Origin of the sequence: Alteriqipengyuania abyssalis (assembly GCF_019857185.1) — a bacterium.
GTDB classification, from domain to species: Bacteria; Pseudomonadota; Alphaproteobacteria; order Sphingomonadales; family Sphingomonadaceae; genus Alteriqipengyuania; species Alteriqipengyuania abyssalis.
Genome location: NZ_JAHWXP010000006.1, coordinates 1 through 11,880, shown reverse-complemented (window position 1 = coordinate 11,880; position 11,880 = coordinate 1). Strand labels below are relative to the sequence as shown.

9 protein-coding genes and 1 pseudogene are annotated in these 11,880 nt (G+C 57.0%); 7 read left to right on the top strand and 3 right to left on the bottom strand.

The genetic code is table 11. The features are described 5' to 3' along the window. From KYN89_RS15260 to KYN89_RS15230, 7 genes are all read left to right on the top strand, one after another. Window positions 1–960, top strand: a 960-nt coding sequence (locus tag KYN89_RS15260) for a coiled-coil domain-containing protein (protein WP_222825874.1), incomplete at its 5' end; no start/stop codon positions are given. Between the two features lie 37 nt (window positions 961–997). Next, window positions 998–3,778: a class I SAM-dependent DNA methyltransferase gene (locus tag KYN89_RS15255; protein WP_222825873.1), complete on the top strand. Its 2,781-nt coding sequence runs from the start codon at window positions 998–1,000 to the stop codon at window positions 3,776–3,778. Then, a complete protein-coding gene (locus KYN89_RS15250) occupies window positions 3,775–4,317 on the top strand; it encodes a hypothetical protein (RefSeq protein WP_222825872.1) in 543 nt (180 codons plus the stop codon). The genes KYN89_RS15255 and KYN89_RS15250 overlap by 4 nt, the downstream gene beginning before the upstream one ends. A gap of 63 nt (window positions 4,318–4,380) precedes the next feature. Then, window positions 4,381–6,093, top strand: coding sequence for a GmrSD restriction endonuclease domain-containing protein (locus KYN89_RS15245; RefSeq protein ID WP_222825871.1), 1,713 nt, complete (start codon window positions 4,381–4,383; stop codon window positions 6,091–6,093). After that, a complete protein-coding gene (locus tag KYN89_RS15240; RefSeq protein WP_222825870.1) occupies window positions 6,090–6,296 on the top strand; it encodes a hypothetical protein in 207 nt (68 codons plus the stop codon). The genes KYN89_RS15245 and KYN89_RS15240 overlap by 4 nt, the downstream gene beginning before the upstream one ends. Further along, window positions 6,293–8,365, top strand: a complete 2,073-nt coding sequence (locus KYN89_RS15235; protein WP_222825869.1) for a DEAD/DEAH box helicase — start codon at window positions 6,293–6,295, stop codon at window positions 8,363–8,365. The genes KYN89_RS15240 and KYN89_RS15235 overlap by 4 nt, the downstream gene beginning before the upstream one ends. Beyond that, window positions 8,358–9,539 (top strand): GIY-YIG nuclease family protein, encoded by a 1,182-nt coding sequence (locus KYN89_RS15230; protein ID WP_222825868.1) that lies wholly within the window; start codon window positions 8,358–8,360, stop codon window positions 9,537–9,539. Before KYN89_RS15235 ends, KYN89_RS15230 begins: the two co-directional genes overlap by 8 nt. A gap of 379 nt (window positions 9,540–9,918) precedes the next feature. On the opposite strand, the gene KYN89_RS15225 is transcribed toward KYN89_RS15230, so the two are convergent. The 3 genes and pseudogenes from KYN89_RS15225 to KYN89_RS15220 all read right to left on the bottom strand — a co-directional run bounded on the left by KYN89_RS15225 (window position 9,919) and on the right by KYN89_RS15220 (window position 11,822). After that, complete coding sequence (locus tag KYN89_RS15225) at window positions 9,919–10,545, bottom strand: DNA N-6-adenine-methyltransferase (protein ID WP_346727249.1); 627 nt, start codon at window positions 10,543–10,545, stop codon at window positions 9,919–9,921. Between the two features lie 141 nt (window positions 10,546–10,686). Further along, window positions 10,687–10,791 (bottom strand): annotated as a pseudogene (locus tag KYN89_RS15530) (helix-turn-helix transcriptional regulator); the annotation flags it as partial. A 704-nt stretch (window positions 10,792–11,495) separates the two neighbouring features. Then, complete coding sequence (locus tag KYN89_RS15220) at window positions 11,496–11,822, bottom strand: DUF6626 family protein (RefSeq protein WP_222825866.1); 327 nt, start codon at window positions 11,820–11,822, stop codon at window positions 11,496–11,498. Window positions 11,823–11,880: the final 58 nt, after the last annotated feature.

Sequence of the window (11,880 nt, the reverse complement as noted above, 5' to 3'; positions counted from 1 at the left end):
AATCTTTCACATCAGCCCGAAGGGAGAGATCGATTGCCACTCGGAAGACTGAAGGGCTGGTGGAACACCGCTGCTTTCGAGTTAGCCTTCTTACGCCGCGAGATTTCCGCAGCCCGTGTAAACCTTGAGGAAGCTAACCGGCGCTTCGATACGACAGAGGCGGTGGCAGCAATCAAGCAATGCGAAGCTGAGATTGCGCACGCCGTTGACAAGAGATTTTCAGCATCGCTGAATGCAGCCGCGACAAAGGTGGACGAAGCACAACGCCAGCTAGCTCGTGCGATCTCCATTGAGAAGCTCCTGAAACGCTCATTCGAGGCTGAACTGGAGCCGCTCTACCAGCAGCATCGTAACCTGAAGGAACAATTGAACGAGGCCCATGAGGAAAAATCTGATGCGTGGGATCGGCTTAATTCCGCGAAAAGCTCGTTGGATCATTGGCATGCGCGTTCCAAACGTAACTTCATGGGGAATAAGGATAGGGAACTTCCGCGCTATTCACTCTTCGGACAAAACCTGAGTGACCGCGACCATTATAAAGATCAACGCGACAGTGCGTGGCGAGATATTGAGGAAGCAAAGGATGAGATCGAAGCGATCAAAGCGAAGCTGGCTCAGCTAAATGCCGAGATTGCCACGGTGAAGTCTGATCGAGCACTGATGAAGCAGCATCGCTCGGACGGCCTCAACGCCAAGCTCGCAACTGAAAACTCGGCTGCTGCGAGAGAGAGGTTAGATAGCGCAAAGGTGCCACTTCAACGCCTCGGCAAGGAGAAAGAGGATTTCCGACGAGAGCTTGAGCTTGAGAAGCGTCTCAGCGAACTTCGCGCAAAGCCCGATGCGCTAAGGTGGAATCGGGCGGCATTCCTAGAGACGTTTCGCTCGCCTGAGCAGCGCGCCATCCGCAAGAGCGCATTTGCAGCCGAGAGGGAGCGAGTGTCGTCGCCGGACCGGATTTGATGTTGGAGATTTTGAGCCGGGTTTCTAGACCCATAGAATGAATCCCGTCGAGATCGAAGAAGCCGTCAGCACGCTCGCGTCCGAGCCGTTCGACCCGGTAGAGTTCCCCTTCCAGTTTCTCGCCGCGTTCGGCAACAAGGCGACGACAATCAATCGCCTGCGCAAGGGCAATACCAACCAGTCCGATCTCGGCGGCGTCCTCCAGCGCAGCAACATCCACATTGCCACCAGCGATCCCGGCGATGTCGCGAACACGCTCACCGCCCTTCGCGAAAGTCCGAAGACTGCCAGCAACAAGGCCAAGTTCATTCTCGCGACCGATGGTGAGGAGTTCCAAGCCGAAGACCTGACCAGCGGCGAGACCGTCGCCTGCGACTACGCCGACTTCCCCAATCACTTCGGCTTCTTTCTGCCGCTCGCGGGCATCACCACGGTCGAGCAAATCCGCGAAAGCTCGTTTGACATCCGGGCGACCGGGCGGCTGAACAAGCTCTACGTAACCCTGCTCCAAGAGAACCCTGACTGGGCCACTGCCGAGCGGCGGGCCGACATGAACCACTTCATGGCTCGGCTAATCTTCTGCTTCTTCGCGGAGGACACCGGGGTGTTCCACGCCAGCCATCCCTTCACGCGGACGGTCGAACGGATGAGCGCAGGCGGCGATGGCAACACGCACGAAGTGATCCGCGAACTCTTCCGGGCGATGAACACCCGCATCCGCGATGACGACGGGAAACTCACCAACCGGTTTCGTGACGAAGCGGGCATCCCGAACTGGGCGAACAATCTGCCCTACGTGAACGGACACCTGTTCGGCGGCGAGATCGAAGTCCCGAGCTTCAGCAAAATCGCCCGGTCCTACCTCATCCACATCGGCAATCTCGACTGGACGAAGATCAATCCGGACATCTTCGGCAGCATGATTCAGGCGGTTGCCGATGATGAAGAGCGCGGCGCGCTCGGCATGCACTACACCAGCGTGCCGAACATCCTGAAGGTGCTGAATCCGCTCTTCCTCGATGACCTGCGCGCCACGCTGGAAGAGGCGGGTGACAATGGACGCAAGCTCCTTAACCTGCGCGCCCGGATGGCAAGGATCAGGGTGTTCGACCCCGCCTGCGGAAGCGGCAATTTTCTCGTTATCGCCTACAAGCAGATGCGAGAGATCGAAGCGGAGATTAACGCTCGGCGTGAAGAAGCAGATCGGAAAAGCGACATCCCGCTGACCAACTTTCGCGGCATCGAACTGCGCGACTTCCCCGCCGAGATTGCGCGACTTGCGCTCATCATCGCCGAGTATCAGTGCGATGTTCGCTTTCGTGGCCAGAAGGAGGCGCTGGCCGAGTTTCTCCCCCTCGATTCCGATAACTGGATCACCTGCGGCAATGCGCTGCGGCTCGACTGGTTGAGCATCTGCCCTCCGACAGGCACGAGCGTAAAGATGAAGGGTGACGATCTCTTCGGGACACCGCTCGATCAGTCGGAGATCGACTTCGAGAATGTCGGTGGTGAGACCTACATTTGCGGCAACCCGCCCTATCTCGGCTCAACTTGGCAATCGGCGACGCAGAAATCCGAATTGCAGGACATATTCGGGCACCGGACCTCGAACTGGAAGTCTCTCGACTACGTCGCTGGATGGTTCATGAAAGCGGCAGACTACGGCACTGAGACCCGAGCAGCCTCTGCGTTCGTTGCCACAAACAGTATCTGCCAAGGGCAACAAGTGCCGATTCTTTGGCCAGTAATTGCCCAAACAGAACATGAGATTATTTTTGCGCACACGAGCTTCAAATGGGCAAATCTCGCCAGCTACAATGCCGGTGTTACGGTAGTTATCGTCGGTATCGGACCTCGCACGACACGAGGACGAAAGATATTCTCGACTGACGAATATGGTCAGGTGGTTGTTCAAGAAGTTGATAATATCAATCCCTATCTCGCGCCGGGTCCTACCGTCATAATCCAGAAATCAGCAAGGCCGCTGAACGGGCTGGCCGAGATGACCTTCGGCAGTAAGCCAGTAGATGGAGGCAACCTTCTTCTTACGCGGGATGAAGTGGCGGCTCTTAAGCTGTCGCGGGATGAAAAACTTAAGTTCGTCCGCCCAATTTATGGTTCCGATGAACTCATCAGCGGGAAGGCAAAGTTCTGTTTATGGATCGAAGATGCGGACCGTGAATACGCCAAAAAGCATGTGACGATTGGGCAACGATTGGAGGGTGTTCGGAGGATGCGTCTAGAGAGCACTAAGGCCGCGACACAGCGCGGTGCCGGTTGGCCGCATCGCTTTGATGAGCGCCGCCAATTAGGCACCGAGCGGGTCATAGCGGTTGGTGCAATCAGTTCGGAAAACAGAGAATACCTTCCGAGCGCCTTGCTCCCGAGCGGCACGATTATTTCGAACAAATGCTATGCCGTTTTTGACGCGCCGCTATGGAACCAAGCCATATTATTATCCCGTTTGCATTGGGTTTGGATTGGGGCGGTGTGCGTTCGGCTTGAGATGCGGTTCTCTTATTCCAACACCCTTGGCTGGAACACCTTCCCGCTCCCCAAGCTCACCGAGCAGAACAAAGCCGACCTCACCCGCTGCGCCGAGAACATCCTTCTTGCGCGCGAGGCACATTTCCCGGCGACTATCGCTGACCTCTACGATCCCGAGGCGATGCCCAAAGACCTCCGCCGCGCGCATGAGGAAAACGACGAGGTGCTCGAACGCATCTACATCGGTCGTCGCTTCCGCAACGACACAGAACGCCTCGAAAAGCTGTTCGAACTTTACACCAAGATGACCGCAAAGGGTAAAGCGGCGTGAGCCACCAGAGCACCGTTGATCAGTTGATCGATAGCATCCGCGAGCTTCAGTTCATGGGTGAAGACGAGAAATACGATGTCGTTGATCTCGATGACGGAAGACTGAGGGCCAAACTCGCTCGCACGGCTAAATTGAGGGAGCCGACTGTAGCAGACCTTGATCGGGCGGTCGCAGAGATCGAGGCCGAGGATGCGGCCAACCTAAAAAAGCAGGTCGAGTTCAACATGAAGTGTAGCGAGCGGCGCGACGACCTTCGTGTCTTCTATGTCTACAACACGGCTGATCGAAAAATGACCGTGCTGGCGAGGAATGTCGCCTGCGCGCGCTACTACGCGCGCGCTAATGGTCATATTCAACAGGAGAGAAACGGGCGAGTGATGGTGATGCCGGAAAGCGCCGAACTGGAACTTCGACGAAGCGGTGATCCCCTCGGGCGCGCGCTTCGGGATGGCTATCCCGGTGTCATTACCAAGGTAGGCGAGAACGTAGTCAACGAGAACCGCGAGAAGGTCTACACACCGATGACCATCGTTAAATGACGACCGCTGAGCAAAAGCTACGGTCGTTCCGTTGCCCGAATTATTGTCGAGAGGGGGAAGCGCGTGGAGGCACGCAATAAGAAGATCGAGGATTGGTTCGCGATGATAAAGCAGGGGCAGATGGTCCTGCCTCGCTTCCAACGCCATGAGGCTTGGAAACAATCGCAGATCATTGGCCTGTTCGAGAATATCCTCAGGCACCCTCCCCTTCCCATAGGTGCGGTTCTCACACTTGAGGTCGGCGATGAGGAGTTGTTTCACTCCCGCCCTATTGTCGGTGCACCTGACACCGGCATCAAACCTTCATTACATCTTCTCGACGGACAGCAGCGAATGACCGCCCTCTGGCGTGCGCTGAACCGTGATTACGACGATCTCGATGTTTTCATTCGTATCGCCGCACCTGACGCCGACGCCAACGACGAAGAGGAGCACGATGCAGACGAGGACGTGGATGCGCCGTCGGTTGAGGCCGAGAAACGCTGGACGCACAAGGGGGTGCGCCGTCCGGTCTGGGCAGACGACGACGTGCAGCTGCTGGATCGCGGATTGATTCCCCTGCCAATTCTCTGTCCCGGTTCCACGGGAGAGAACGCTCTGGGAAAATGGCGCAAGACACTCGAAGCGGAAAAGCGGCTCGACCTCGATCTTTTCGAACGGGTTACAAAGCTTCGCCAGCGCATCGCCTCCTACGACATCCCCTTCCTTTCGCTCGATGCAAAAACTGGTCGCGACACGGCTCTCGACGTGTTCATTCGAATGAACACCTCGGCCACCCCGCTTAAGGATTTCGACATTGTCGTGGCTCAGTTGGAGGGAGCCACCGGCGACTCACTTCACGACATGGTAGAAGAGTTGATCGAGATGGTTCCTGCTGCGCGGGAGTATGGGCGCGTTGAAGATTCGATCCTCGCTGTCGCCGCGCTCTTGATGGAGCGACCTCCGCTCAAAAAAACTTACCTCGACCCCGCCTATGGCAACGCATTCAAAAATGTCTGGGATCGCCTCAAGCTCGGGTTCAAGCAGGGCATCGAGTTCCTTCGGGCCGAAGGCATCTACAACGAACGATGCCTGCCTGCTGATGCGGTCGTCTATCTCGCATGCTCGCTCTGGGCCGACGTCCCGAAAGACAATATGGACGAGGGGGGCAATGCGCGTAGTCTGATCCGAAAAGCTATCTGGCGGGCAGCCTTCACGGATCGTTATGGCAAGACGTCAGCTACCCGGACCTATGCTGATTATCGCATTCTCCGAAAACTCGTCGCGGGTGACAGCGATCTCCATTGTGAACTCTTTGACGAGGCGGCGTATCCGCTTCCAGAGGCAGGAGTCCTCCGGACGGCGGGTTGGCCGGGTCGCAAGGACAGGCTTCCGCGCGCAATACTGAGCACTAGCCTGCGTCGAGGTGGCCTCGATTTCGCCGACGGAGCACAGATCACACCGGACAATTTTTACGACCGGGAGTTTCATCACCTTTACCCGGTCGGCGTGCTCGGCGGAGACCGAAAGGACGAACGCGTAAACCGCGCTCTCAACTGCGCGCTCATTACATGGGCTACCAATCGGCGGGTCGGCGCGAAGACACCGTCTCAATATATCGACGAGCGGGCCAAAAAGGCTTCTCTCGGAGAAGAGGTGGTGAAGCAGAGGCTGGAAAGCCATCTTATCCCATATGACGTCCTCATCGACGATGACTACGACAATTTCCTCTCGGCGCGCGCAGAAGTGGTGCACGCTGATATGCTGAAGCTTTGTGATGGGAAGTCGCCATCGTGACCAAAACGCATTTTGAACCCGGTGGTGATGCCAAAGCAATCGCGCGGATCGCGACCGATCATTATGGCGGCTACGAGGCCATGTTCGTCAAGAACGATTGGCCAGAGCGCGGATCGGACATGATGCGCAAAGTGCAGACACGTGTGAAAGAGACTTACGGCAGCGTAGCGGCATTCGTGGACGCGCATGAGGGCGAAAAATGACCACCGCAAAACCGATCCCCGCCGTCTCGATCCAGACCGCGCGCACGGGCGCTTCTACGAAGTCGAACGAAATGGGTATGCGCCCGATGCAGGAGCGCGCATACGCGAAGCGCGGCGAGCAATATCTGCTGATCAAGTCGCCACCTGCGTCGGGTAAGTCGCGCGCGCTCATGTTCATCGCACTCGACAAGCTGCACAATCAGGGCCTGCGGCAGGCGATTATCGTCGTGCCAGAAAAGTCCATCGGCGGGTCATTCATGGACGAGCCGCTGAGCAAGTTTGGGTTCTGGTCAGACTGGGAAGTCAGCCCGAAATGGAATCTATGCAACGCGCCCGGTGCGGACGAGGAGCGTGTCGATCCCTCGAAGATCAAAGCGGTCGGCCAGTTCCTTGAAAGCGATGACCGAGTGCTCGTTTGCACACACGCGACATTCCGTTTTGCAGTTGAGAAACTTGGCGTTGAAGCCTTCGATGATCGGCTGATCGCGGTCGATGAGTTTCACCATGTCTCGGCGAGCGAGGACAATCGCCTAGGCAGCCAGCTTGCCGAGTTCATTCGCCGCGACAAGGCGCACATCGTTGCGATGACCGGGAGTTATTTCCGGGGCGATGCAGTGCCTGTGCTGCTGCCGGAGGACGAGGCGAAGTTCGAGACTGTCACCTACACCTACTACGAGCAGTTGAACGGCTACGAGCACCTCAAGGCGCTCAACATCGGCTACTTCTTCTACACCGGGCGCTACCTCAATGCCATCGAGGCGGTGCTCGACCCAACCCGCAAAACCATTGTTCACATCCCCTCGGTCAATTCGCGCGAGAGCACGAAGGACAAGATCAAAGAGGTCGAGGAGATCATGGAATACCTAGGCGAATGGCAGGGTGCCGATCCTGTCACCGGGTTCCATCATGTGAAGCTGCCGGACGGCGATGTGGTCAAGATCGCCGACCTAGTCGATGACAGCGATCCGGCGCGGCGTGGCAAGGTGCTGGCTGCTCTCAAAGACCCAGCCCACCGGAATGATCGCGATCACGTAGACATCATCATCGCTCTCGGCATGGCGAAGGAAGGCTTTGACTGGATTTGGTGCGAACACGCTCTGACCGTGGGCTATCGGTCGAGCCTCACCGAGATCATTCAGATTATCGGGCGAGCAACCCGCGACGCTCCGGGTAAGGAAAGCGCGACCTTCACCAATCTGATCGCCGAACCCGACGCATCGGAAGCGGCAGTCGTCGGGGCCATCAACGACACGCTAAAAGCTATCGCAGCCAGTCTGCTGATGGAGCAGGTTCTGGCCCCCCGGTTCACTTTCACGCCGAAGGATACCGGGCCACTCGATAACTTCGACTATGGCCCCGGTGGCTACAAAGATGGCGAGAACAATGTCGGTGTGCGCGAAGACACCGGTCAGCTTCACTTCGAGATCAAAGGGCTGGTTGAGCCGAAGAGCGATGAGGCGAAGCGCATCTGCTCGGAAGACATCAACGAGGTCATCACGCAGTTCGTGCAGGACAAGACGAGCCTCGAACAGGGTCTGTTCAACGAGGAGACCGTCCCACAGGAACTTACCGTCGCGAAGATGGGCAAGATCGTGCGCGACCGATACCCTGACCTCTCCGATGAGGATCAGGAGTCTGTGCGGCAACATGCAATTGCAGCGTTGAACCTGACTCAGAAGGCAAAGGACATTGCCAGCGGCGGAGCCACTGCCAGTGAAGGCGATGACAAGGTCAATACGGCCCTGATCGACGGTGTCCGGAAGTTCGCGATGGACGTCCGCGATCTCGACATCGATCTGATCGATTCAATTAACCCGTTCGAGGCCGCATATGCGGTTCTCGCGAAATCCATGAACGAGACGGTGCTGAAACAGGTGCAATCGGTCATCTCCGCCAAAAAGGTGAAGATAGCGCCTGATGAAGCTCGCGAACTGGCTGAGCGGGCACTGCGCTTCAAGAAAGAGAACGGACGGCTGCCCGAGATTACCTCACAGGACGCATGGGAGCGGCGCATGGCGGAAGGGGTTGCCGCTCTGGCCCGCTACCGTGCACAGGCAGCCAATGCCTGACCTTTCAGATGATGAACTGCTTGCCGAACTCGGGGTCGAGGTCGAGCAGGCCAAGGAGCGGCGTTACACTGCGCGCGAAGAGCGGATCATCGCGGGGTTTGAAGACATCGTCCGTTTCTTCGAGGAGCACGGCCATGCACCCCGCCACGGCGAAGACCGGGACATCTTCGAGCGGCTTTACGCCGTGCGCCTTGATCGCTTGCGGACGCTGGACGAATGTCGCGATGTGTTGATCGGGATGGACGAGCATGGCCTTCTCAGAACCGAGGAGGGAAGCCCGCCTGCTCATACGGATGAGATCAGCGACGATGATCTGCTGAATGAACTCGGGATTGAGCCGACGCAGGACGATGACATCCGCGTCCTTCGTCATGTCCAATCCGCTGAAGAGCGCCGTTCAGCCGAGGACGTGGCCAATCGCGAGAAGTGTGTAGACTTCGCCAAGTTCAAGCCGCTGTTCGAGAAGGTTCAGCAGGAACTGGACAGCGGCGCGCGTGAGACCCGTTCATTCGAACTCAAGGCAGAAATCCGTCCCGGCGCATTTTTCATCGTGAGCGGCCAGATCGCATATGTGGCCGACATGGGTGATGTCTTCACGAATGATCAGGGGCGTTCGGATGCTCGCCTCAGGGTGATTTTCGACAACGGAACTCAGAGCACCATGCTCATGCGTTCGCTTCAGCGTGCGCTGAACAAGGACGATGCCGGTCGGCGGATTACCGAACCGGAAGCTGGCCCGCTCTTCGCGGGAGAAGCCGAAGATGGCGATCAGGCTAGCGGGATCGTGTATGTCCTGCGCAGCAAGTCAGATCACCCGGCGGTGGCCGAACACCGCCAACTGATTCACAAGATCGGGGTGACGAACATGGCGGTCGAGAAGCGGATTGCCGGGGCAAATCTCCAAACGACCTTCCTGATGGCCAACGTCGAGATCATGGCCGAGTATCGGCTCTTCAACATCTCTCGCTCGAAGCTGGAGAACCTGATCCATCGCGTCTTCGGCGATGCGCAATTGGACATCGAAGTGCCCGACCGCTTCGGACGAATGGTGAAGCCACGCGAGTGGTTTTTGGTGCCACTGAGCGTGATCGACGAGGCCATCGAGCGCATCAAAGATGGGACGATTTCGAACTACCGGTTCGACCGGGAAACGCTCTCTCTCGTAGCTGACTGACCACTTATGGGATCGAGGATGTGAAAAGCCCCCTCGTCTTCTAATCCGGCCAGATAGCCGAACCCAGTCCCATCCGAGAGGCCCGTCGTGTAGAACCTCTCGTCCAGTCCAGCGCAGACCAACTGAAGGCCCTCGGCATTCATCTTGGCGAACATCTCCCGAAGTGCGTCAACAAAACACCAGCGATCCGTCCCGAGCCACTCACGACCGTCCTCTGACAATATCTTGACGAACACCCCTTCGTAGACCTCGGTCTTGCCGCTGTAGACGCAGCCAGCTTCGTATCGCCCTTTCCAAGGATGGCCATTCCAGATGGCGTCACAGGTGCCAGCGCGGTGAACTTCGTATTTGAGCCATGATCGTTTTCTCATGTGCCTATTTATGCAGGCGCCCCCCATACCACGTTGGCCTCCAACCGATCAGCGAGCGCCTGCACCACCGCCCTGTCGATGCCCCACGAACAGAGCATCAATGCGAACGGCGACGGCGGTAGCTGCTCATGGTCATCGGCGTAGAAACGCAACCTGCGAGGCAGAAAGAGAGTGTCGGCGGTCCCGAAGATTCTCGTTCGGTAAGCGACCGTCTCCGTGCGTGCTGGGAACAGGGCTAACATCTGCTCGATCTCATTCCCGTCCCAAGCGTCACAACATCTATGCATCCATCGGGACAGGTCGGAGTAAGGTGGATTCACGAAAGCGAGCTTGCCCGACCAAGGTGAGGTCAGTCCGTCCTCAGCTTCCGTGATCGTCCGCTCCGCCGACACGAAACTGCGCGGATCGCCTGCCGGATCAAGACTGATTCTACCGACCACATCGACGATTTCCGCAAGTAGCTCAGGTGGCGTGAAGCGCACGTCCTTCTTCACCTGCCAATGCGCTCGATACCATCCGTTCGGTCGTGCCTTGGGAGCAAGGAAGGCGATGATGGCCGAGAGCGAGGAGATGTTTCCTCTGCCTGCTTCAATGGATCGGACGGTGGGGATCGAAACGCCTGATCCTTCGGACACTCGTGCCAAGGACAGACCCTTGTTGTGTCGAGCATTTCGGACCTGCTCTGCCGGGTCATTCCCGTTCGCCAGCCCTGTGATCCGGAATCCGATGTGAGGTCTCACAGCGACTAGTGTTCGGCATGCTCCTCGGTTGGATTCAAGAGCAATGATTGCTGAACGGGATACTCCAGAGATGTCTGCTAATTGCTCTTGAGAGAGTCCACACCCCTTCCTTGCTGCTCTGATTGCTGAACCGATCTGCATGAAAGATTCGCATACAATAATGTTTGGGAATCTTTCAACTCGGCTAGCCCATGTGGGTTCTCTCAGGGGGACGCATTCGCGTCCGCCCTGCATGTTCGATAGTGTGTTCGCGAACCTTCGTTTCGCTCCCCCACTATCTCACTCAGGTATGATCCCGAAAGGATTACCAGAATCCATCTTTTCCTTTTCCGTTTGAGTTGGGTGCCTGACCATTCCCCCCCTTCCCTCCGAAAGCATTTTTGAACTCACATCTGAGCCAAACCTCTCGAAAGGAAGGAAGGGGAGGTTTCACTTGAATGGCTTTTCCGCCGTCGTCTGTGCCTTGTTGGGTCCGGTGTCTGGTTGTCATCAGACGGGGCGCGGTAAACTCAATAACCCCATGCCGTCATCTTTCCCCCCGCCGCTGTCGCGGCGCGTCTACGGTTGCCAGTGTTGCCCATAACAAGCTTAGCGCCACCGACATGCCGAGCTACGCGTGTCATTCCGCGCCTCGGCCTCGCTGCTAGGTGGAATTGTTTATCGTTGCTCCGGCCAGTCGATCAAAGCGTGCTACGCATAACGCCTGACGGCAACTCGGGTTCTGCTCCCACTCGTCCGATCTTCGTCTCGGTTTGAGTTTGTTTAGCCGCAAGTTGCGGACAGATAGCTTATAGGTAAATACTACCACTGACGCGGTTATATTATCAATATAAATCGCCTTTATTTTAGCTAGAGTTGATCGCCGTTATACGGTAGAACGGCGGGACATATTTCAATTCATAAACACCATCGTGTATGGTTCTCGCCGCGACCAAGGCAGAGCGCATCGGACGGTAAAATGCTTCTTCCCCGCTATGCTTCGCCAGTTCGACCTCGGCTTCCAGTCTCGCGACTAGAAGCTTCATTGATGTCAGCGACGGGTCTGCTCCCGTCCGCTTCAGATAGGACATGTAGCACCGGGAGCGGCCCAGCCAGTGAACTGAAAAATCGGACTGGTTAAAACAGAACCCGAAGTGGCGCAGGGTTTCATAGATTTCGAATAACTGGTTCATTTCGTATCCTCCGAGCTATTTAGGAACGAGGCTTACGGAGTAATCACCGCACTTAATC

Excerpts from the sequence above, each read along its gene's own strand:
- KYN89_RS15255 (WP_222825873.1), top strand. The coding sequence starts at position 998 with ATGAATCCCGTCGAGATCGAAGAAGCCGTCAGCACGCTCGCGTCCGAG.
- KYN89_RS15235 (WP_222825869.1), top strand. The coding sequence starts at position 6,293 with ATGACCACCGCAAAACCGATCCCCGCCGTCTCGATCCAGACCGCGCGC.
- KYN89_RS15230 (WP_222825868.1), top strand. The coding sequence starts at position 8,358 with ATGCCTGACCTTTCAGATGATGAACTGCTTGCCGAACTCGGGGTCGAG.
- KYN89_RS15220 (WP_222825866.1), bottom strand. The coding sequence starts at position 11,822 with ATGAACCAGTTATTCGAAATCTATGAAACCCTGCGCCACTTCGGGTTC.